Raw genomic sequence first — 21,747 nt, 5'->3', positions numbered from 1 at the left:
TTCCTTCATTTAATTTGCTATAAAACTCCGACACTAACAGCTACCTTATTGAAATAAAAGTTATTTTATAATTAGAATTAGAACAGCCATCATCTGGAATACATAAACAAATTGAATTCAGCAACCTCTATTACATGGATTATGAAACGAAGCTACAACTTGCGCATAAAGAATTAAGTGATAAAGGTGTTTGGAAGCCGAACTACAATCCTCCACTTGTAAAGTTGTTACGCAAACTTGGGCTATATTTACCACCGCATTATTATCAGAGTTTTTTCGCAAACGTTATGCTTTGTGTGGCTTTTTTTGCTCCGGTTTGGGGAATCTTCCAATGGTTTCTAGTGTGGAGCGAGCTAGGTAAACCAGTTTTAGAAACAGTTTATATCTCGTTACTTACTGGCGCATTGTTTAGTTTAGTTATGGCAACCCTCTACTACATTAGGCGCAAGCAATTAAATCTAACAGACAGGGGTTCATTGAGAGAATAAGCCCAAAACCTACAAACTGTTCAAGAGGGATTCGTAACGCGTGGCATTTGTACTATGCGTTGGTTTTAGTGTTTAAGGCGATATGAGGTGACTTCGGTAACGCTCACCCCTTAATAGAGCGTTACCGAATAAATACTCTAATACGTTTTTGTCCAAAGACGAGCTTGAACGACCGTCCTGTTTTCGCTCCAATAAGACCCCGAAAAGTGGCTCGTATAGCTATCTAGGTTAACGCTTTCAAAAAACAGAAGTATATTTCCGATAACTACCTTTGAAGTCCTAGAAACGGAAGTTTACTTCCGTTTTGTAAGTTTATAAGCTGGTGTCTAGTGAAAGCTGGGAAGTCCAGTGATAATTTTGCTAGTTGTCTAAACCCATGTGTTAATAGTTAAAGCATGAGCAAACATTGATACAGTTCAAATGCTATTTAGTAATTGAGCAGGACGCTTTCAAGAAAGCAGGCAAATAAGCGGCTAGAGTTAAATAAGCGTTATTATAGAAATAACTATATTTAAGTACTTTTAAATTTCACTTGCTGTGATTGTACTAACAGTAGGCTTCATCAAAGTTTGTTGTTTATAACCGTAATCTAAAGCCGTAAATGTAGCGCTTACTCGTATTTGACCCACAAACCTACCAGTCTAATATTCTTAATATTATGCAGGTGGCGTTTTTAATACCTATAAAAGGCTAATCAGTAATAGCGCTATCAAGCAGTGCAGTAACAACCACTGGTTTTATTAAGTAACAGTTCGCTGTTAAACCCAGCTACAAGATTATTTATAACCGTTTCAACAAAACCACTGCCCTGCGCGCAGCCAAGCCCTTGAGAAAGTGGGCCGGCATAAACAAAGTCACCTTTATCGTTAATCACCACAGCAGCTGGTGTAGCAGGGAGTAGTATTTGTAAAGAATCTGTTTGCTCAATATTGATAAGCGTAATATTTTGCGCTTTAGAAAACACAGCCAACTGTTTTAAATGAGGCTGAGCTTGCTTGGTGCAGCCACAGTCAGGGTCAGTAACGATAATCAACGAATTATGCTTTGCAGCTGTAAACCCTATGTGTTGTTTAAATTTAGTAAACCACCCTGGTTGTTCAAGTACGCCATAGCTGTCAAAAACGCGCAACTGATTGTATTGATAATAAACTAAACCAGAAACCGTCAAGACTAACCACAGAGCAATTACTGCACACATTTTAATGGATAAATTACTTAAATTTAGCAATGCTTTGCTCTAATACCGCAATACTTACGTCGATCATTTGTACTTTAGCGGTTAGTTTTTCTACCACTTTGGTATCTTGATATTGGCTTTGCTGCATTTGTTCTGTGCTAGAAGCTATTTGTTTTGTGTTTACAGCTTGTTCAGCAACAACTTGCGCTACAGAGTGAGTACTTTGGCTGACGGCTTTTATTTGCTCACTCATGGCGCTTATGTTTTCTTTCATGGTGGTGCTGATATGCGTTAAATCAACAACAAAATCGACACACTGGCTCATAGATTGGGTTGACGTTTTACTGTTTGTAACTAAATCTTTTAATGTTAAAGCAATTTTATCTGTCGTGGCTTTACTGCTTGTAGCAAGCGTTCTGACTTCATCGGCTACAACTGCAAACCCGCGGCCATGCTCACCCGCTCTTGCGGCTTCAATGGCTGCGTTAAGCGCAAGTAAGTTAGTTTGCTCTGCAATGCCTGATATTTCATTTAACAACCCTGATATTACATCGCCAGCGGCCACTAAATGATTTATTTGCTCTTCTGTATGATTAAGTAAATTAAGTAGCTCCGTGCTTTTAGTGTCTGTTTGCATAACGTCATTTAAGGCGCTATTTGCAGCTTGAGTAATGTTATCTACCTGCTGTTTTAATACTTCGCTTTCATGCTCAACTAAGCTAAAACCCTGTGCAACTTGAGCACCAGAGTCTGCTATATCATTAGTTTGTTGCTTTCTTTGCTCTGCCCCGCTTGCTAGCTCATCGTGTACGTTTATTAATTGCTGCGAATTTTGCTGCAGTGAAAGAGACTGCGTTTGCACTTGTCTAATTACATCTGATAAATAACCCAATAAAGTATTAAAGCCCGCTACTGCATTGCTATTTTTATCATCGGCCCTAAGCGAAAGCTGTATATGCTCAGGGTCTTGCATAATGGCTTCGGTCGCTTTGGTTAAAGACACGCCAGCTCGGCGCTCTTGTTGTAGTGTTTTAGCAATATAGCCTGCTACAAACACTTCTACTATTGCATAGCCGGCATGAATAAGCACCGTAGTAAACGCCAGTCTGTCAGGGTCAAATACATAAAAACCGGTGTTTTGTGTTTGTAAAAAGTAAAAGCTTAAATGATGAACGGCTACAAAAATAATGGCCGTAATAAACACCTGCCACTGCACAAACATGATCAACATGGCCATTAAGATGAATATTTCGAAGTGTATTTCTATTAACCCAAAGGCTTGTTGTATGTGCAAAAAAGAAAACATCATAATTGCCGCAGCAACAACATGACCTGTGATTGGGCTATTTTGCTGAGTTTTAAGTAACCATATAGGCATTAAACTTAAAGGTAGGCCGACTATGAATGCTTGTGTAAGAGTCCCAAAGTACAAGCCTAGGGCGATAGACTCTACAAACAAAAAAATGAATATTATGGTGAATAAACGACTTACACTATTCATAAATACCTTTAATTATTAAAATTTTTTAAACAAAATCAGGGGTTGTACGTATTAGCTAATAATTACGACCACATTTAATTATCAATATAGCCTAGCTTGCCAACTTTACTTAATAATTGATAAAACCGCTTTAAATTCAGGTAATGCTGCGTTTTTTGTCCACTGAAAAATGATACTTTCTACGCTTGTAATTATTGCACCTGCCTGTTGTAACTGCTCTAGCGCTAGCGATTTATGCATCGTATTTCGTGAGCCCACAGCATCTGCAGCTACATGCACCTCAAATCCTTGGGCTATTAAATCTAAGCAGGTTTGTAACACACATACATGCGCCTCTGTGCCTATTACTATAATTTGTGAACGCGTAAGCTTTGTAAACACAGCATTAAATGCAGGCTCATTACAGGCACTAAAATGTGTTTTTTCAACAGTCTGTGCGTTTATAAGGGTGTTTTTAAAAGGCTGTTTGTACCACCAAGCCCTTGAGGATATTGCTCAGTCACTATGCTAGGAATTTTAAAAAGGGCGCTTACTTTGGCAATTTTTATTGCCCACCCTAGTAAATCAGAAAATTCGCTAATAGCGGGAGATAGCTTATCTTGAATATCTATCACTAATAACACGCTGTTATCTGCAGATAAATTTTTGTGACTAACCATAACACCCCGTTTTTAAGTAATTATAATTAGTAAGCGTAGCTTAAATGATTATAAATAACTAAGTTAGTGCTCTAATTTAGTTGTTATAAGTTGTAATCCACATTTTAAAAAATGTGCTATATTTAACTTTTATATGTATATCCCCTGCCCTAGAGCGAGTTTTTTAGTGCGATTGAGTATTTTGTTTTTTCTCTTCACCACTGTATGTTTTCTTTGTATTACTAGCGTATCGGCCTCCACAAATTATGCTCAACAACTACAACGAATATCTACCGATGAAGGTTTATCCCAAAATTACGTAACTAAAATTTTGCAAGATGATTTAGGTTATATTTGGATAGCTACAGCGCAAGGGCTTAATCGATTTGACGGCTACACGGTAACCCCTTTTGATGGCGGATTTACCCTTAACGAAAACTTCATCACTACACTATTTAAAACGCATGCAGGCAATATAATTGTTTCTACTGAGCTTGCCGGTGCCTATTTAGTTAACCCTAAAACGTTAACTACTCGTAATATATTTTCGGGCAATCTTGCAGGTAATACAGCTAGTTTCGCTTCTATTGAAGCGATAGCCCAGCACCAAGATACCTTTTACCTTGCCATTTTAAACAACGTGTATTCACTTAACTCTAAAACAAATTCACTTACTTTAGAGTTTACTATAGGCAATGAAAACAGCGTGGTGCGCGCATTAAAATATTACAAAAACACGCTATTTATAGGCACTCAAACGGGTTTATTTAGTTACGACCTAAAAACAGAGTCATTAACCCCTCTTAATTTACATACTCCCGATAAACAAACAGTCGATAACAGTAATGTTAAGTTTTTATCTGTAGACCCCGCGCTAGGATTATTAGTTGGCACCGTTGAGGGCATGTACGCGTTAAGTTTAAATAGCTCAGCAGGAGCAACTACAACTCAAAGCACTAAAAGCGTGATTGCTGATTACAATATTTGGGATTACAGCAATACACCCTATGGCGAATTTATTGCCACAGAGCATGGCTTGTTCGAATTTAACCGAGAAAAGGGCACCACTGAGTTAATTCTTAGCTTTGATCAAAGTAAATTTAATATTACCGAAAATACTATTAACGATTTAATGGTCGACTCAAGTGGCGTGTTTTGGCTGGCGTCGCGCACTCAAGGCGTGCTTACTTGGTCAATAAACACACGGCGTTTTAATAAAACCACCCTACCCGAAAACAACTATATAAACAGTATTTACCAAGACGATGATTTAACTATGTGGTACGGCACCGACAATGGCCTTGCTCATGTAAATGCTAAAAACAAAACAACCTACTACCTAACCTCGCAAGACCCTAAAGCGGTTTATGGTGAATACGCTATTTTTGCAATTAATAAAGCGCATTTAGATTCCACTTCGCGGTATTTATGGCTAACGGGGTACTACAATTTAATTTTATTTGACAAAGAAACAGGCACAGCCGTTGCTAAAAAAGATTTAAATAACGCACTGTCTGAAGGTGCGGTTATTTATGGTTTGTCTGAGGTAGCCCCCGACAAATTCGCTTTTTATAATGATCACAGTTTTTATGTGTACAATGGCAAAACAGGCTTAACGCGCGAAATTAACGGGTTAAAACAACATGTAAACCCTTTAGAGGCCTATACTTTTCATCGACCTTTTGATGATTACCCAAATGAATTTGTATTAAGTACAACTACCCACTTTTACCGGTTTAACGAGCAAACAAACACCCTTACCACTATTTATAAAACCAGCAAAAAAGACAGCCAAAATTACCACACAGTAGAAAACTGGTTAACCGATAAAAATAACATTTTATGGTTAGCAACAACCAGCGAAGGCCTAGTGGGTATTGATGCGCAGAGCTTTGAAAAAAAGCACCACTTTAACGTAAGTAACGCCTTAAAAACGCAGTCTATTTATTCACTTATTAGCGATGAGTATGGTTATTTATGGTTTAGCAGTAAAAATGGTTTGTACCGCTTAAATACCGATACGTTAAGGCTGCGAGTTTTTACGGTTAAAGATGGTTTATCGGTTAATTTATTTAGCACTTTAGGGGCAATTACGCTTAAAAATAACAATGTAATGTTTGGCAGCAGTTATGGTGCAATTTCGTTTAACCCCGCTGAGTTTTTACAGCAAAGCACGCAAACAACAACCTCAATAACCGATATAACTTTAATGTCGCGCGATTTAGACTATCAGCCAAATCAGTTTGCCACCTCTGCATTGCAATTAACACATGAAGATATGGGTTTGGAGGTCAGCTTTTCTAATTTTGATTTTCAAAATAGCGCGGAAACACGTTACAAAATTACGCTTCAAGGACCTACTTCGCTAGAATATGATGATTTAAAAGCAAACAAAATATTTTTTACAAAGCTCCCACCAGGTAATTATCAATTAAAGGCCAGCGCGTATAACTTTAATAGTGCGACCGAATCAAAGCCGGCGCTGTTAAATTTTAATGTGGCATACGCGCCGTGGAAGTCTCCTTATGCGTATGCGGCTTATATTTTAATTATTATAACTGTGCTGTGTTTACTGTTTTGGCAATACAGAAGCAGACAACTAGCCATAGCTAATGCGCAAAAAGCGACAATACACTCGCAAAAACAAACCGAGCTTGCGCTCAGTAACAATAAAAGTGGCATTTGGGATTACCATTACAGCGACGATTCGGTAAATACAAACCGGGGGAGTGAGCTTGGGTATACTAATTTGCCAAACCGTATTCCATTAAAACATTATTTAGCTTTAATTCACCCTGAAGACAAACCTCGGGTTATTTCGCACTGGTTAAATTTTACCAAACAAAAAAAGCATGAGCATTGGCAAGCAACTTACCGGTTAAAGCATAAGCTTGGCCATTGGTTGTGGTATCAAGATTTAGGGCAAATTATTTATGACGAACAAACAAATAAACCGATATCTGTATCTGGCATATATACCAACATAACTGAGCAACGTGCCAATGAGCAGCAAGCCAACATTTTAGGTGAGGCGTTTGGGCAAATAAACGACTGGCTGCTTATTTTAGATAATAATTTGGTGCCGGTTTCTGCAAATAACAGTTTTATAAAAACCTTTTCGCAAACTCATAAACATCCGCTTAGCTTAAAAGTGTTTGTTAATGCGATAGGTAAAGCGCAATGTAAAAGCTATGCCAACACATTAAAAAGCTTAACAGCAAAACAAAATTGGCGAACTGATGCCGTTATTAAAACTGCAACTAACCCGCACCACCCCATACATATAAGTGCCACTGCAATCGCTAAAGATACACATAGCATAAGTTACTATGTGATTGTTATTTCGGATTTAACCGAACAAAAAAAGGCAGAAGACGAGCTACGTTATTTAGCCAATTTCGATCCCCTAACACAATTGCCTAACCGCAGTTTAATGCATCAAAAAATTGGTAAATCGATTAAAAAAGCTCACCAGCAGCTCACTCAAAGCGCTTTACTATTTATAGATTTAGACAAATTTAAACCGGTAAACGACACATTTGGCCACGCAGTGGGAGATCAACTACTGTGTAATATTACCCAAAGAGTGAGCGCTATGTTGCCAAGTAATGCCACGCTTGGCCGCCAAAGCGGTGACGAATTTTTAGTGCTTATTGATAACGTAGAAGACATAGCCGCACTAAATAACATAGTCAAAAGTATCAGCTCAGAACTTGCCAATAAGGTCATTATCGAAGATTTTTCTATTAATATATCAGCCAGTATTGGCGTGGCTTTATACCCATTTGATGCCAGCTCGACCGATTTACTGATCAGAAACGCCGATGTAGCCATGATGCATGCAAAGCAAGCAGGCAGAAACGGGTTTAAGTTTTTTAACGACTCGATGAACGAGCAAATAAAGCAAAAGCTCATCCTCGAAAACGATTTAAAAGACGCCGCGAAAGATAATCTATTATTTAATCACTACCAACCCATAATAGACACGCACGCACAAACAATAAATGGAGTTGAGTTACTTATGCGCTGGGAAAATAACGGCCAATTTGTCTCGCCGGCTTTATTTATCCCTATTGCTGAAGAAACAGGCCTGATAGAAGCATTAACTGAGCAAGCTTTAGAGCGCGCGCTAACTGAGCTAGCCCCTACACTGGCCAACAACCCATTGTTTTATATTTCACTTAACTTGTCGCCAAAGCACATTTTAAGGACGAATATAGCAACCAAGCTGACTAATATATTAAAACAGCATCAAATGAGTCCAGTACAACTGCGCCTAGAAATAACAGAAAACATACTGCTAGAAGACAAGCAAAAAGCCGCAAAGCAACTACAAAAGTTAAAATCGGCTGGTTTTAAGCTGTTACTCGATGATTTTGGCACCGGCTACTCATCACTTACTTATTTGAGCCAGTTCCCTATAGATGTCATTAAAATAGATCAAAGCTTTGTGAATAGTATTGGGATTGATAAAAGTGATGAGTCGATCATCAAAACCATTTACACTTTGGCTCAAAACTTAGAGCTTTATTGCATAGCCGAAGGCGTTGAAACTAAGCAACAAAAAGCCTTTTTAGAAGGGTTAGGTTGTCATGTTTTACAAGGTTATTATTTTGCAAAACCAATGCGGGCAGAGCAATTACAAAACCCCGAAACGCATGAGCATATTCACACTTTAATAAAAAGTTAGCTATGAATATGCTGGCATTCGTGGCTTTCTATTTGTAGTACGCTGCTTTTAACATTAAAACGCGCAGCGAGGAGTTTTTCTATTTTTAAGCGGCAGGCTTCATCGTGCTTTTCAATTGTACAATGCTCTTTTAACACCACGTGAGCGCCGACAATAATATCGCTGTCTTTGCGCGACACCGTCACATTATGTACGTTATGCACATGCTCTAAATCGGTAATTGAATGCTCAATATCCTTCACTTTAGGCAACTTAGCGTTATTAAAGAACAGCCCTTTAATACAGCTCGTGATCACTTTACCGCCAGTAAATAACACAAACGAGGCAATTAGCATGCTCGATAAAATATCAATAATGCTCCAGCCCGTAAAATAAATAAGTACGCCAGCTATAAACGTAGAAATGGTCGATATAATGTCAAAAAACGAATGCAAAAATACAGCGTACACATTAATGCTTGCTTTGCGCCCTTTATAAAGTACCCACGCTGCAGCACCATGAAATAAAAACCCTACAGAGGCAATACTCGACATTAAAAAGCTGTTTATTGCTAAATCATGGCCATCGTTATGATGGGAAATTCTCTCTACACCTTCATATAAAATTACGGAGCTTATTGCCAAATACAGTAAACCATTAATTAAACCACCAATGAGCTCAGCGCGTTGATAGCCATCGTTATAGGTTTTAGCAAAATGAATTGCTAAGCTTGAGGCAATAAGGGCAATAAATAGCGAGCTATTATGCACAAATAAATGCCCTGCATCGGCAAGTACAGCAAGCGAATTAGCGTAATAAGCGCCAATTACCTGAATTATCATAAATGAACATGTTATCGCTAAAGCGATAAGTAACCGACGACGAGACGCCTGGTGTGTAGTGATTTCTGTCATGAAATGCTTGAAAAACCTATACTTAAAATGCAAATAAGCCGTCAGGTGGCTTAGAGTAGAAAAGGGTAATGATATACAGTAGCAATTGTAATACGAAGCCCTCTTAAACGCACTAAAAACTTAGCAAAATAGCTAAAGTTGTACTAAATAACATAGTAGGAACAATTAAATTGTATGTAAAATCAACGGGAGCAATGAGTGGGCTTAAAACCAATCGAAGATATGTGGAGTACTATAAAGCTTATTCCGTTTGCCGTTGTACTTTATGATGCTAAAACACAAGCCTATAAAGCAAACACTCAAGCGCAGAGTATATTTGATTTACCCTCACAGCCAACATTAAAAGATGCAGACTTTAAGCACCTCACGTTAAGTAGTCCAGAAAGTAAAAAACAATTTACTGTTGCGCAATTGTTTGAAAAATACTTAGTTATAAATACTAACTGCCACGTATTTTTACAAAAACAAACGCACGGCCTATTACTAAACGCCAAACTTGCCTCGCTAAATAGTCACTTATACATTGCTACGTTTGAGATAATTGAACACAACGAAGATGCGCAATATAACTTTGATAAAATTATTTCAAAAATTTCTACCGACTTAATAGATATTCAAATTGACGATATTGATACTCATATAGAGTTTGCGCTTAAAGCCATTGGCACTGTATGCCATGCCGATAGGAGCTACTTATTTAAATTTTCTGACGATGGTAAGTCAATGCGTAACACCCATGAGTGGGTTAACCAAGGGATTCAGCCATTTAAAGATCAACTACAGCACATACCAAAAAACTCACTCCCCTACTTTGCTAATTTAATGGGCACCACACACTTATTTAAAGTAAATGATGTTGCCAGCCTCCCAGCAAAAGCGGCTAAAGAAAAACAAGAACTTGAGCGTGAAGGTATTCAATCGGTACTGTGTATTGGCCTTCGCTACGATAAGGAGCTAGTAGGCTTTATTGGTTGTGATTGTGTAAAGCAAAAACGTGAGTGGACAGACTTAGACTTAATTAGGTTAAAACTAGTAGGTGAAATAATCGCTAATGCGTTTAAAAACTTAAACTACAAGCAAGAGCTTCAGCATATTCAACAACAGCTAATTACCGCAAATCAAAAACTTAACCACCTTGTTAATACCGACAGCCTAACCACAATTGCAAACAGGCGTTGTTTTGACAAAGCACTAGAGAGCGAAATTAAACGCTGCGCACGTGCAAAGCAACCCGTTAGCTTAATTATGTGCGATATAGATTTTTTTAAAAATTACAATGATAGCTACGGCCATCAACAAGGCGATGAAGCCTTAGTCAAGGTGGCAACTGCGCTTAAGTCGCAATGCCGACGCGAAGGCGATTTAGCCGCGCGCTATGGCGGTGAAGAATTTGCCGTCATTTTACCGGCAACTAGTGAGCAAGACTGCCAACAATTTACCCGCTTAATTCAACAAGCAATTAACACGGCAGGCATAAAACACAATAATTCTACCGTAAGTGAGTACTTAACATTAAGTATCGGTTTTTATTCAGCCACGCCTGATAAAAATAGCACGCCACAGTGCTTTATAAGCAAAGCCGATCAAGCACTCTATACCGCAAAAGAAACAGGCCGTAATAAGGTATGCCAATTTAAACCCACTCACTAAAAGCTTGTTTTTGTGGTGCATAAATTCAAGTAGTGATAATCTATACACGCTGAAATTATAAACAATACAACAACTCAGCAACTCCACTCTCATAAGGAATTTTTAAATGGATCCAATCAATCAAATACTAAATATGGTATTTACTATTGAAGCATTTTTACTTGTTTTTGTAATTGTACTTCTAAAAAGTAGTGTTAAGTTTGTACCTCAAAACCGAGCATGGTTAATAGAGCGCTTTGGAAAATACCAATCAACTAAAGAAGCCGGCCTCAATTTTATTGTGCCATTTATAGACCGCATTGCTGCAGACCGTAGTTTGAAAGAACAAGCTCAAGATGTTCCCTCACAGTCAGCCATCACAAAAGATAATATCTCTCTAATTGTTGACGGTGTATTGTACTTTCGAGTACTTGACCCTTACAAAGCAACATACGGCGTGGATGACTATGTATTTGCTGTTACTCAATTATCGCAAACAACCATGCGTTCAGAGTTAGGTAAAATGGAACTAGATAAAACATTTGAAGAACGTGACTTATTAAATACCAACATTGTGGCAGCTATTAACCAAGCAGCTGAGCCATGGGGTATACAGGTTTTACGCTATGAAATAAAAGATATTGTGCCGCCTCAATCAGTTATGGAAGCAATGGAAGCACAAATGAAAGCTGAGCGTGTAAAACGCGCGCAAATATTAGAATCCGAAGGTGACAGACAAGCAAATATTAATGTTGCAGAGGGTAAAAAGCAGGCGCAGGTACTTGCCGCAGAAGCAGAAAAAGCAGAACAAATACTCAGAGCAGAAGGTGAAGCAAAAGCCATTATTGCGGTAGCTGAAGCACAAGCAGATGCTCTGCGTGAAGTAGGTGCAGCAGCAGATACAGAACAAGGACAAAAAGCTATCCAATTAGACCTTGCAACTAAGGCTATCGCTGCAAAAGAGGCCATAGCTAAAGAGTCATCGGTCGTTTTACTTCCCGATAACGCCACCGATGCTAGCTCGCTCGTAGCGCAAGGTATGTCTATTATCAATACATTAAATAAAACGCAAAAGCTGCAATAAAGCCTATTAGCTTAATTTAGGAGAATATATGGACCTAATTTCGCAAAACTTACCACAAGCTTTAATGGTTATAGGTATTATTGCATTAATAATAGAAGTCACCGTTTTAGGGCTATCTACTATTATTCTGCTTTTCTTGGGGTTGTCTTTGCTAACTTCTGGGCTGTTAATGGTTGCAGGAGTACTACCCGAAACTATTACAGCGGCGCTTTGGAGCAATACCATCATTACCGCTGTTTTGGCACTACTTTTATGGAAACCCATGAAACGTATGCAAGAAAATGTAGACTCTAAGCAAATAAATAGCGATTTCGCCGATCTTACTTTTGTATTAGCAAAAGATGTTTCAGATAAAGAAATAACAACACATCAATATTCAGGCATAAGCTGGCAACTCAAAAGTACACAACCCATTAGTGCTGGCACCAAAGTAATAGTGGTTAAAAAAGAGGTAGGTGTTATGTGGGTTGCCCCTGCACCGTAACGTTTTATATTATTACGGGCGGCTCTAGCTGCCCGTTTTTTATGCCTGATATTTTAAATACATTACCTTGTAATGACTGGTTAGTTTTTACATTACTGTCATCTGCAGAAGTTACAAATAGCCACTGTGCGTTATTGCCACCAAACGCAACGCTTGTAGGTTTTGTTGCAGCAAGCGACAGTGTGTTTAAAACCTCCCCATCTGGCGATAAACACATAACGCAGCCCATATCCCATACCGCAAGCCATAAGTTGCCAAGGGCATCAATCACACAGCCATCTGGGTCTACTTGGGTATTTTTAAATTGATAAAAAACTTGGGCGGGTAATATAGGCTCGCCGCTGTCTGGGTTTACATTTAAAGTAAAAATACAGCTGGCTTTTGAGTCGCAGTAATAAGCACGTGAGCGCGCTTTATCAAAACATAACCCGTTGGGAATGGTTAAACCTTGCACCACGCAATTAAGCGAATTTTGATAAAAACGGTAAATCTTACCTTCGCCTGAGCGGGCGTTTGTATCCATAGTGCTTAGCCAAAACCCACCCCAAGGGTCTGCCCGACCATCGTTAGAGCGCCGTGTGGACTGGGTATTTTCTAAAAATGTGAGCGTTTGGCGCACCCCAGAAGCTATATGGTATTTATATATACCCGTACTGGTGCCAATAATAAGATGTGCTTTATCAAGCCACGCTAAAGCCGAAACCGTATCTTGCATTTCAACTTGTGTTAGTGAGTCAGGCTTTGTTAAACACTTACTTAGCAGGAGATTTTTTTCTATATCTACCCAAAATAGCGTTTCAAGCAAAGGGTGCCAAAGCGGGCTTTCACCTAACTTATTTTGCAAGTTACTAAATACGGTCACACTTGAGTCAGTCATAAATAACGATTCTTTAATATTAACAAAGCCTTGTATTAATAAATACTTTATCAGAAATACCCAACACTTACGATTAAACAAAACATATTAGCAACTAAATGCTTTTGCTAAGCCAAACAGTGCACTAATACCAAATAGCTTAATTAAGTGATTTAGTTTTAAATACTAAACCATGTTGATTACAGGATAAAAGCTTCGTTATTGCTCTGTTTATATCAAAATTTTTAGCGCCGTTAGCGCCAAGTTTAATCCCTTAAGTGAATTAAGTAATGTGGCAAATGGGTATAATTATTTCAGCATTTTATCGCGCTTTACCTGGTTAGTTGGTAATATCATCAAAAGGGAGGTAATAGTATGATTAATAATAACAATAAACATTCTTTAGTGGTTGAGGGAGGTGCAATGCGCGGTATTTTTGCCGCCGGCGTGTTGGATGAGTTTTTAGCGCAGCGCTATCAACCTTTTACTAATTACTTTGGGGTTTCTGCTGGCGCTACCAATATAGCCGCTTATTTATGCCAACAACCTAAACGAAACTACCATGTTATTACCGATTTTTCGTGTCGGCCTGAATTTATTAACTTAGCGCGCTTTATCAAAGGCGGCCACTTATTTGATTTAGATTGGCTGTGGCAAGCAACCATTAAAGAGATCCCCCTCAATACAGAAGCCTTTGCAAAGGCGGCTCACGAATTTTATATCGTCTCTACAGCTATCACCACAGGGCAACCCCACTACCTTAAAGCAAGTAGTGATGCGATGGTAGAGCAACTTAAGGCATCGTGCGCGATTCCAATTGCGTATCGTAACTACCCTATAATTAATGATATTGCGATGACCGATGGCGGCGTAGCAGACTCTATTCCCGTAATAAAAGCATACGAAATGGGCGCTCAAGAAATAACCGTGGTGCTTTCTCAGCCACTAGGCTATAGAAAAAAGCCAAGTAAATCGCAGTGGTTAACCAAAAAACTTTATAAAAACTACCCTGCTTTAATAAATAGCTCGATTAACAGAGCGCATGTTTATAACAGCAGCATAGATTTTATTAATAACCCGCCTGAAGATTGCAAAATCAATATTATTGCTCCACCGCCTCAATTTAGAGTGGGCCGTACAACAAAAAATGTTAAACGCCTTAACGACGGGTACAAAATGGGAATTGATACAGCCAAAGCCTTTTTAAGCTAAGTGTGTTGTTTCCCTTTAGATAGCGCAACCAGTATGCCCATTACAGTAAACGCTGCAATGGTGCATATAATGCCCGCTAGCACAGCGTAAACATTTATAAAAAACGCTAAGGCAATAGCTATTAAAGCACAACAATACAGCCACTTATAGGCTACATTGTAGTGCTTACTTCTCATTAATAATAAAGCGGCCAGTAAACACGCTAGTGCAATAACTATCATAACGGTGCTCATGCTGCTTTTACCTCTGCAAGTGCTATGGCATCAGGTTTTGTTTTTAAGTATCCCCATAAAAACGCCAGTCCCACAATTAAAAAGCTAATATCTGTAAATGCCACTAGGGTACTGTTTGCGTTAATAACATTATTAACGCCCAATACACTATTAAGTGGTAAGACACTTATTAAGAATAAGGCGCAAAGCAACAAGGTTGCTCTGAAGTAGTTTTTATAGTTTTGCCAAAATGCTGCAATTACTAGCCATACTAACCACGTGTAAAAAAATACCGGCCCAAAGTAAGCATTGTGTTCAACACCAGCCACGGCATAGTTTAAAAGTACTTGCACAGGGAATAACACACAACAAGCAAGCACTAAACCACCACAACTGCCTATAATAAAGCGGTTCCACCTTGCATACGCGCCAGCGCTAAGTGTTGGTGTGCTGCCTCTGGTACGCTTTGCTAACCACATCATTATGCCAGAAAGTGGCATTAAGGCACATGCTAAGCCAAGCATTACCCAAAGTAACTTGACAAATAAACCTGCAAAATTACCAAAATGGAGTGGGAAGAGTATTTCAATAATTTTAATTGATACCCCTGCAATATCGCCAAAGCTACTCATTGAAGTGATGTACTCCCCTTGCCCATTGTAATGCAATAACTGAGAAGCCACGGCTTCGCCTCCTAAAAGGCGTAAATACACTTGTGCGTTAGCATCGTTATGCGCCATTACCGTGGCATCTAAAATAACTGCATGTGGGTAGCGTTGTTGCGCATCACTTAAAATAGCGGTTATGTTAGTCGGCTGATTTACATGACTAATTATTGGCTCAGGAATAGCTGTAAAAGTTTCTATCAACTTATCTTGGTCTCCTCCAAAGCTAACAAAAGCTGCTGCAGGTAGTAAAATTACAGTTGCGAGCCCTAAAAATGCGCCACTAAAGCCAATTACAATATTAAAAATACTGCCCCAAATGCCCATTACTTTGTGGCCGTCACTTATGGTTACATCAAAGCCTTTGTGCCACCTAAAGGTGAACAGCTCTTTAATTAATTTACGATGTATAAATAAGCCAGTTACCGTACTTACTAATAATGTTAAACCTAAAAACCCAGTTAAAATAAGCCCTATAGGTCGCCCTAAATGTAAGTCAGCGTGAAACTCACCAATGTAGCTGGCTGCATCTGTTTTTTTATTGGCATAATATTGCTTACTGGGGCCATAGTAGGTATTTACCAACGCTAAGCTTGCTGGGTCAAATTCAAATGCCCGAAGTACTTCTTGCTGGTAATTTTCATCACCATGGTGCGATTCAAATACTAAAGCCAGTAAGTGAAAATTATGCCCTGTTGGCATAAACACATGAATGTTTTCACCAAACTCTTTGGGCACTTGAGCGTGGTATGTATTAACTAATGTGCTTATTTCGCTATTAGGAATATGTTGAGTTTGCTGCAGTGATTGGTTGGCCCAAATTTTTAGCTCAGGCCTTGCAAGTACTGCTAACGCGCCGGTAAATGCCACAACAAACAATAAAACGGCGGTTACTACGCCCACCCAACTATGTAATAAAAATAGCTTTTTTAAAGTAATTGATTTCATCCTTGCCCCTGCATTAATGCAAAATAACTTAAAATTCCATGCACTAAACACAAAGTGAGCATGAGTAAAAATGGCTGCCATGCTTTTTCGCTAATGTAGGCATATATAAAAAGCCCAACCCAAATAATTGGAAACAGTAAAATAGGCAGTAAAATTTGTTCACTCATTTGTAAGGGCAAATAGGTAGTCATCCCGGTGATCATCACCGTAGCGGTTACCAATGCCAATACGCACGCCATTAAATGGCGACGCTTTGTAGCGCTAAAGGTTTTTTTATTATTCATTTTTAGCTCATTTAATAAATAGCAGGCGCGCACATCTGGACATGCAAATAACAACTATTTGCATTATATTGCTCATTTGTAAATTTATGCAACATATTATCGTTACTTATTAAGCGAACAAGCTCCTTTTTATTCGCATAATCAATGCCTGTTTATTTATAAAATTATATTTTTTGAGCATACTTGGTATTTAGGTAGGCAAATATGATGAGCTAAAACTGTTTTTAAATAATCCCAAAAACAACTGCGTTATCATGCTGATCAGTGATTAACTGCTTAACCCAATAAAATAACGACTAAACAGGCAAATTTTTAACTTTAACAGTCAACAAACTCTATAATTATTGTTATTTTGTTAGGGCGTATGCAAAAAGCTAATTGTCCCTAGCCAGGCTCTTTTAGCAGCTGTAAAACTAATCACTATACATTGATAAAATGAGAGAAATTTATGAGCGATAAAATCAATCCAGACGCGTTACACGCACTAAAAATTGCATTTACTTACATGCCGCAAGCAATTGAAGTAACAAAATACGAATATGGCGAGCGCTATCAAACAGTGCTTGATCATATTGAAGCCGTGCGCGAAGTGTTGCTTATAAACGATGTAGACCCAGAAGAAGTAGGCGGCGACATAAACCCAGAATACACGCCTAATTCTACCTATTAATCGGAAAAGTTTGCTAATTGAGCAAAACAATTAAGTTCGCGTGTTGATAGCCTAACACCCATTACTCAATATATTGCTCAACGGTTTACGCCTGTTGGTATAAACTGTTAAAAACATATAAATAAATGTGCCTATCTGCCGATACGCATAACGATATAAAATACAATTAAGGTAATTGCGGTGAACTTTTTAAGGCGTTTTCACGATATAGTCTCAGACCAAACTCTGGATTTTAATTCTAAAATTAAAAACCTACTCGCGTTTGGCCTAGAAGTGTTCAGCCTTGATGTAGCAATAATTAGTAAAATTGATGCTAATACGTACACAGTATTACATGCTATAACACCCGATAACGCCTTATTACCCGGTACACAATTTGAGCTAGATGGCACCTATTGCGTCCATACGTTATCTGCGGGCTCGGCGCTTTCGTTTCATAAAGCCTCACAAAGTACGATTGCAACTCACCCTTGTTACATAAATTTTCAACTTGAGTCCTACATTGGCGCACCTATAAAAGTAGCCGATAAAACCTTTGGCACTGTTAACTTTTCATCACCTAACGAGTCAACTGCATTTAGCGACGAAGCCTACGATTACATTGAGCTATTTGCTCAGTGGTTAGGATCTGAATTTGCAAAAATAGACACTAAAGAGCAACTTTTAAAAAATAGCTACACCCTTTCAAAGCTCGAAAACATCGCGAATATCGGCACTTGGGAGGTCGATTTAATCGAGAACAAAGTTTATTGGAGTAAGCAAACTAAACGCATTCATCAGGTAGCCGATGACTATCAGCCAATAGTTGATAACGCAATTGAGTTTTACAAAGAGGGTCCCAGCAGAGAAGCCATAAATAAAGCGGTAGAAAACGCCATAAACAAAGGTGAAAAATGGGATTTAGAGCTTGAGGTTATCACTGCACAAAACCAAGAAATTTGGATTTCGACTTTTGGAGAAGCCGAGTTTCACGAAGGTAATTGCATAAGGCTATTTGGTACATTTCAAGACATTACCGAATCTATATTACTTAGAGAAGCGCTAAAAAAGAAAAAAGCCGAAGCAGAGCATATGTTAGAAGATAGAAGTATGCTATTTGCTAAAATTAGCCACGAGTTACGCACCCCCCTAAATGGCATAACCGGCATGCTCACCACCTTAATAGATGAAAAAGACACTGAAAAACGAGACGAAAAAATAAAAATAGCGCTACGCAGCGCTGATATTTTACTTAATATTATCAACGAAGTACTCGATTTTTCTAAAATTAATCATGGTGAATTAAAACTAGAGCCAACCGATGTACTGCTTAAAACCATATTTAGTGATTTAGCCTCTTTATATACCCCGTTATTTAAAGAAACCCATGTTGGATTAATCATAGAAAATACAATTGATGATAGCTGCTGGGCCTTTTGCGACAGCACACGCCTGAGCCAAATTACCTCTAACTTATTAAGTAACGCATTAAAATTTACCGAGCAAGGCCATGTAAAACTTAAAACACAGCTCATAAATAATAACGATGCGCTATCTCTTGGTATTACAGTTTCTGACACTGGTCGCGGAATGACCCCTGCCTTTTTAGAGTCTTTATTTTCGCCGTTTACACAAGAGGTTGACGCTAAAAATAATAAAGGGGGCACAGGGCTTGGCCTAGCAATTATAAAAGAGCTTGTAGAATACATGGGCGGCACAATAAAGGTGACAAGTGAGCTACAAAAAGGCTCAACGTTTAGCATTAATATTCCGCTAGAGCTTGGTAAAGAGCAAATAATAGACGACATTCAATCAAAAATTGAGTTAAACAGCCACTCGCTCAGTGTACTTATTGTTGATGACAACGATATAAACCGCCGTGTGCTTGATGCCTCTCTTGATAAGTTAAACGTAAAAGCCGACTGTGCCATTGATGGCCAAGACGCTATTTTTAAGTGTAAGCAAAAGCATTACGACCTTATTTTCATGGATTGCATTATGCCAATCCTGGATGGTTTTGAAGCCACTAAAACGCTGAGAGCGCAACGTATTTGCCCTAGCGAAAGCACCTACATTGTAGCGCTAACTGCTAATACATCGTCGCAAGATAAACTAGCTTGCCAGCAAGCAGGCATGGATATGTTTGTCTCTAAGCCGTTTAAGCTTCCGCACATAGAAAAAGCGCTTTCTAATGCCTTAGAACATACAGCTAAAGTAAATTCGCTTTAATTTAGTAAGGACATACTATGAGAAATATAATAAGAACATTACTTTTTACTGTACTGCTGTTAGCCATATTTAAAGGCATTTCTACAGGGCAATGGGGTTCATCAATAACCGTTGTTATTGTATCAAGCGTATTGCTATTAGTTACGTTTATCAGTGGTAAGGCATCACAAGGCCGTTCAGCTTATACAAGCACTGACTCTTCAATTTATGCTAGTAATAACTCCCACTCTAATAATGATTGCGGTGGGGATTCTGGTGGCTGTGATTAATAGAGATATTGTTATAAACATTAAAAAAGCCGCCTTTGGAGAGGGCGGCTTGGGTTAACAAACAGCTTTTGGGTGTACCTATCGCTGTTACATCAAGAGATGATTTGCCTATTAAGCTGCATTTTGGTCTTGGTTGCTTTGCTCGCTATGGCGAATTAAGTAATCAAACGCCCCTAAGCTTGCTGTTGCACCACTACCCATTGCAATAATGATTTGCTTAAATGGCGTATTTGTTGCGTCACCCGCACCGTAAACGCCCGGTAATGAGGTTGCGCCTTTAGCGTCAATTTCTATCTCGCCAAACTTGCTTAGTGTAAGGTCGCTCTCTTTTAACCATTCGGTATTAGGGATCAAACCTATTTGTACAAAAATACCTGCAAGTGCTAATGATTTTTCCTCGCCTGTTACACGGTCAGTGTAATTAAGTCCGGTTACTTTTTTACCATCGCCTACTACTTCAGTGGTTTGCGCATTTTTAATAATAGTGATGTTGCTTAAGCTATTCGCTTTGCGAATAAGTACTTCGTCAGCGCGCAGCGTATCAGCAAACTCAAGTACCGTTACATGCTCTACAATGTTAGCTAAGTCGATAGCCGCCTCTATACCCGAGTTACCACCACCAATAACGGCAACAGGCTTACCCTTAAATAGCGGACCATCACAGTGTGGGCAGTAAGCTACGCCATGACCGCGATATTCTTGCTCACCAGGGACGTTCATTTCACGCCAGCGTGCACCGGTTGCTAAAACAAGCGATTTAGCTTTTAAAGTAGCCCCGTTTTCAAGGGTAATTTCATAACCATTACTACCGCGACCAAGCCCTGCTGCGCGTTGGTTATGCATTACATCTACATCGTATTCTTTAACATGCTCTTCAAGCTGAGCAACAAGCTTTGGACCTTCAGTGGCTTTAATCGAAATAAAGTTTTCGATAGCCAACGTATCGGCAACTTGGCCACCAAATCTATCGGCGACTATACCGGTGTTTAACCCTTTACGAGCAGAGTAAATAGCGGCTGAGGCACCCGCAGGTCCGCCACCTACTACTAATACATCAAACTCGTCTTTTTCGCTTAATGCTGCAGCTTGTTTAGCCGCGCCTTTAGTGTCTACTTTATTTAAAATGTCGGTAAGGCTTAATGCACCTTGGCTAAATGGTTCGCCATTTAAGTACACAGCTGGTACTGCTAAAATATTGCGCTCTTCTACTTCGTCTTGAAAGAGTGCGCCGTCAATCATTGTTGCTTTAATTTTGCTGTTTGTTGCTGCCATTGTATTTAGCGCCTGCACTACTTGCGGGCATGTTTGGCAACTTAAGCTTATGTATACTTCAAAATTAAGTTCTTGATTGAGTGATTCTATTTGTTCAATGTCTTCGCTTTTTGCTTTGCTTGCGTGTCCGCCAGTGTGTAAAAGCGCTAACACTAAACTTGTAAATTCGTGACCCATAGGTACGCCAGCAAACGTAATGTGGGTGTTTTTTTCAGGTGAATGCACAACCATAGATGGGCGACGTGCGCTCGAATCAGGGTTGCTCACTACCGTAAACTTGTCGCTTAATGATGTTAAGTCGTTTGCTAAGCTTTCTACTTCTGCTGATTTTTTGCTGTCATCCAAGGCAATAAGCAGCTCAACAGGTTGAGTAAGCGATTCAAAATGGCTTTTTAATTGATTTTTAATGTTGTTATCTAACATGGCTTAACCCTTTTTAGGAAAATTTAAACAGCAAGCCTCCCACGCCAACCAATGCATGTGCTAATGAGTCCGAGTTGATATAGGAGGCACCAATAAACGAATATTTATTGGTTTAAGGGCAGTTACCTGCCCTCATAAAAGTGG

19 protein-coding genes are annotated in these 21,747 nt (G+C 39.0%); 9 read left to right on the top strand and 10 right to left on the bottom strand.

Translation table 11 applies throughout. The features are described 5' to 3' along the window. Nucleotides 1–134 precede the first annotated feature (134 nt). Nucleotides 135–488, top strand: coding sequence for a DUF6404 family protein (locus PAT01_RS04535; RefSeq protein WP_154944944.1), 354 nt, complete (start codon nucleotides 135–137; stop codon nucleotides 486–488). Between the two features lie 709 nt (nucleotides 489–1,197). On the opposite strand, the gene PAT01_RS04525 is transcribed toward PAT01_RS04535, so the two are convergent. The 4 genes from PAT01_RS04525 to PAT01_RS20205 form a co-directional block, all read right to left on the bottom strand. Beyond that, a complete protein-coding gene (locus tag PAT01_RS04525) occupies nucleotides 1,198–1,716 on the bottom strand; it encodes a DUF6436 domain-containing protein (protein ID WP_154944942.1) in 519 nt (172 codons plus the stop codon). Next, nucleotides 1,700–3,166 carry a methyl-accepting chemotaxis protein gene (locus tag PAT01_RS04520; protein WP_154944940.1) on the bottom strand — a complete coding sequence of 489 codons (1,467 nt, stop codon included), beginning with the start codon at nucleotides 3,164–3,166 and terminating at the stop codon, nucleotides 1,700–1,702. The genes PAT01_RS04525 and PAT01_RS04520 overlap by 17 nt, the downstream gene beginning before the upstream one ends. Nucleotides 3,167–3,271: 105 nt before the next feature. Then, the gene (locus PAT01_RS20210; protein WP_318299737.1) at nucleotides 3,272–3,547 is read right to left on the bottom strand and encodes an isochorismatase family protein; all 276 of its coding nucleotides are present in this window, start codon (nucleotides 3,545–3,547) and stop codon (nucleotides 3,272–3,274) included. A gap of 59 nt (nucleotides 3,548–3,606) precedes the next feature. Further along, nucleotides 3,607–3,825 (bottom strand): cysteine hydrolase family protein, encoded by a 219-nt coding sequence (locus PAT01_RS20205; RefSeq protein WP_318299736.1) that lies wholly within the window; start codon nucleotides 3,823–3,825, stop codon nucleotides 3,607–3,609. Between the two features lie 133 nt (nucleotides 3,826–3,958). Between PAT01_RS20205 and PAT01_RS04510 the strand changes: the two genes are divergently transcribed. Beyond that, nucleotides 3,959–8,494, top strand: coding sequence for an EAL domain-containing protein (locus PAT01_RS04510; RefSeq protein ID WP_404821008.1), 4,536 nt, complete (start codon nucleotides 3,959–3,961; stop codon nucleotides 8,492–8,494). Here the strand turns inward: PAT01_RS04510 and PAT01_RS04505 are convergent. Further along, complete coding sequence (locus PAT01_RS04505; RefSeq protein WP_154944936.1) at nucleotides 8,491–9,387, bottom strand: cation diffusion facilitator family transporter; 897 nt, start codon at nucleotides 9,385–9,387, stop codon at nucleotides 8,491–8,493. The two genes, PAT01_RS04510 and PAT01_RS04505, sit on opposite strands and share 4 nt — an antisense overlap. A 198-nt stretch (nucleotides 9,388–9,585) precedes the next feature. Between PAT01_RS04505 and PAT01_RS04500 the strand changes: the two genes are divergently transcribed. The 3 genes from PAT01_RS04500 (at nucleotide 9,586) to PAT01_RS04490 (ending at nucleotide 12,584) form a co-directional block, all read left to right on the top strand. Continuing rightward, nucleotides 9,586–11,037 (top strand): diguanylate cyclase domain-containing protein, encoded by a 1,452-nt coding sequence (locus PAT01_RS04500; RefSeq protein WP_154944934.1) that lies wholly within the window; start codon nucleotides 9,586–9,588, stop codon nucleotides 11,035–11,037. Between the two features lie 106 nt (nucleotides 11,038–11,143). Then, nucleotides 11,144–12,100, top strand: coding sequence for an SPFH domain-containing protein (locus PAT01_RS04495; RefSeq protein WP_154944932.1), 957 nt, complete (start codon nucleotides 11,144–11,146; stop codon nucleotides 12,098–12,100). A 28-nt stretch (nucleotides 12,101–12,128) separates the two neighbouring features. Then, a complete protein-coding gene (locus PAT01_RS04490; RefSeq protein ID WP_029774440.1) occupies nucleotides 12,129–12,584 on the top strand; it encodes an NfeD family protein in 456 nt (151 codons plus the stop codon). Between the two features lie 4 nt (nucleotides 12,585–12,588). On the opposite strand, the gene PAT01_RS04485 is transcribed toward PAT01_RS04490, so the two are convergent. Beyond that, nucleotides 12,589–13,461 carry an SMP-30/gluconolactonase/LRE family protein gene (locus tag PAT01_RS04485; protein ID WP_121638658.1) on the bottom strand — a complete coding sequence of 291 codons (873 nt, stop codon included), beginning with the start codon at nucleotides 13,459–13,461 and terminating at the stop codon, nucleotides 12,589–12,591. 354 nt (nucleotides 13,462–13,815) lie between these two features. On the opposite strand from PAT01_RS04485, the gene PAT01_RS04480 reads away from it, so the two are divergent. Continuing rightward, nucleotides 13,816–14,652 (top strand): patatin-like phospholipase family protein, encoded by an 837-nt coding sequence (locus tag PAT01_RS04480; protein ID WP_055253856.1) that lies wholly within the window; start codon nucleotides 13,816–13,818, stop codon nucleotides 14,650–14,652. Here PAT01_RS04480 and PAT01_RS04475 read toward each other — a convergent pair. Genes PAT01_RS04475 through PAT01_RS04465 form a run of 3 tightly spaced genes read right to left on the bottom strand, consistent with a single transcriptional unit; the run spans nucleotide 14,649 to nucleotide 16,761 of the window. Beyond that, a complete protein-coding gene (locus tag PAT01_RS04475; protein ID WP_154944931.1) occupies nucleotides 14,649–14,885 on the bottom strand; it encodes a hypothetical protein in 237 nt (78 codons plus the stop codon). The two genes, PAT01_RS04480 and PAT01_RS04475, sit on opposite strands and share 4 nt — an antisense overlap. Next, nucleotides 14,882–16,477 (bottom strand): PepSY-associated TM helix domain-containing protein, encoded by a 1,596-nt coding sequence (locus PAT01_RS04470; RefSeq protein ID WP_154944929.1) that lies wholly within the window; start codon nucleotides 16,475–16,477, stop codon nucleotides 14,882–14,884. Before PAT01_RS04470 ends, PAT01_RS04475 begins: the two co-directional genes overlap by 4 nt. Continuing rightward, nucleotides 16,474–16,761, bottom strand: a complete 288-nt coding sequence (locus tag PAT01_RS04465) for a hypothetical protein (RefSeq protein ID WP_154944927.1) — start codon at nucleotides 16,759–16,761, stop codon at nucleotides 16,474–16,476. Before PAT01_RS04465 ends, PAT01_RS04470 begins: the two co-directional genes overlap by 4 nt. Before the next feature lie 448 nt (nucleotides 16,762–17,209). Here PAT01_RS04465 and PAT01_RS04460 point away from each other — a divergent pair, with 448 nt between their 5' ends. From PAT01_RS04460 to PAT01_RS04450, 3 genes are all read left to right on the top strand, one after another. Next, nucleotides 17,210–17,431, top strand: a complete 222-nt coding sequence (locus tag PAT01_RS04460; protein ID WP_024032720.1) for a hypothetical protein — start codon at nucleotides 17,210–17,212, stop codon at nucleotides 17,429–17,431. Nucleotides 17,432–17,611: 180 nt separating this feature from the next. After that, nucleotides 17,612–19,639, top strand: coding sequence for a hybrid sensor histidine kinase/response regulator (locus tag PAT01_RS04455; protein ID WP_154944925.1), 2,028 nt, complete (start codon nucleotides 17,612–17,614; stop codon nucleotides 19,637–19,639). A gap of 17 nt (nucleotides 19,640–19,656) precedes the next feature. Then, nucleotides 19,657–19,908 carry a hypothetical protein gene (locus tag PAT01_RS04450; protein WP_154944923.1) on the top strand — a complete coding sequence of 84 codons (252 nt, stop codon included), beginning with the start codon at nucleotides 19,657–19,659 and terminating at the stop codon, nucleotides 19,906–19,908. Nucleotides 19,909–20,019: 111 nt separating this feature from the next. On the opposite strand, the gene ahpF is transcribed toward PAT01_RS04450, so the two are convergent. Next, nucleotides 20,020–21,603, bottom strand: a complete 1,584-nt coding sequence (gene ahpF, locus PAT01_RS04445) for an alkyl hydroperoxide reductase subunit F (protein WP_154944921.1) — start codon at nucleotides 21,601–21,603, stop codon at nucleotides 20,020–20,022. Between the last annotated feature and the right edge of the window lie 144 nt (nucleotides 21,604–21,747).

The sequence above is a fragment of the Pseudoalteromonas atlantica genome (genome assembly GCA_007988745.1).
GTDB lineage: Bacteria > Pseudomonadota > Gammaproteobacteria > Enterobacterales > Alteromonadaceae > Pseudoalteromonas > Pseudoalteromonas atlantica.
This window is presented reverse-complemented; position numbering and strand designations above follow the sequence as displayed.

What these genes read in the sequence shown, in the direction of transcription:
- PAT01_RS04460 (WP_024032720.1), top strand. Translation starts at nt 17,210, where the DNA reads ATGAGCGATAAAATCAATCCAGACGCGTTACACGCACTAAAAATTGCA.
- PAT01_RS04475 (WP_154944931.1), bottom strand. Translation starts at nt 14,885, where the DNA reads ATGAGCACCGTTATGATAGTTATTGCACTAGCGTGTTTACTGGCCGCT.
- PAT01_RS04465 (WP_154944927.1), bottom strand. Translation starts at nt 16,761, where the DNA reads ATGAATAATAAAAAAACCTTTAGCGCTACAAAGCGTCGCCATTTAATG.
- PAT01_RS04535 (WP_154944944.1), top strand. Translation starts at nt 135, where the DNA reads ATGGATTATGAAACGAAGCTACAACTTGCGCATAAAGAATTAAGTGAT.
- PAT01_RS04485 (WP_121638658.1), bottom strand. Translation starts at nt 13,461, where the DNA reads ATGACTGACTCAAGTGTGACCGTATTTAGTAACTTGCAAAATAAGTTA.
- PAT01_RS04510 (WP_404821008.1), top strand. Translation starts at nt 3,959, where the DNA reads ATGTATATCCCCTGCCCTAGAGCGAGTTTTTTAGTGCGATTGAGTATT.
- PAT01_RS04490 (WP_029774440.1), top strand. Translation starts at nt 12,129, where the DNA reads ATGGACCTAATTTCGCAAAACTTACCACAAGCTTTAATGGTTATAGGT.
- PAT01_RS20205 (WP_318299736.1), bottom strand. Translation starts at nt 3,825, where the DNA reads ATGGTTAGTCACAAAAATTTATCTGCAGATAACAGCGTGTTATTAGTG.
- PAT01_RS04450 (WP_154944923.1), top strand. Translation starts at nt 19,657, where the DNA reads ATGAGAAATATAATAAGAACATTACTTTTTACTGTACTGCTGTTAGCC.
- PAT01_RS04520 (WP_154944940.1), bottom strand. Translation starts at nt 3,166, where the DNA reads ATGAATAGTGTAAGTCGTTTATTCACCATAATATTCATTTTTTTGTTT.
- PAT01_RS04470 (WP_154944929.1), bottom strand. Translation starts at nt 16,477, where the DNA reads ATGAAATCAATTACTTTAAAAAAGCTATTTTTATTACATAGTTGGGTG.
- PAT01_RS04480 (WP_055253856.1), top strand. Translation starts at nt 13,816, where the DNA reads ATGATTAATAATAACAATAAACATTCTTTAGTGGTTGAGGGAGGTGCA.
- PAT01_RS04495 (WP_154944932.1), top strand. Translation starts at nt 11,144, where the DNA reads ATGGATCCAATCAATCAAATACTAAATATGGTATTTACTATTGAAGCA.
- PAT01_RS04505 (WP_154944936.1), bottom strand. Translation starts at nt 9,387, where the DNA reads ATGACAGAAATCACTACACACCAGGCGTCTCGTCGTCGGTTACTTATC.
- ahpF (WP_154944921.1), bottom strand. Translation starts at nt 21,603, where the DNA reads ATGTTAGATAACAACATTAAAAATCAATTAAAAAGCCATTTTGAATCG.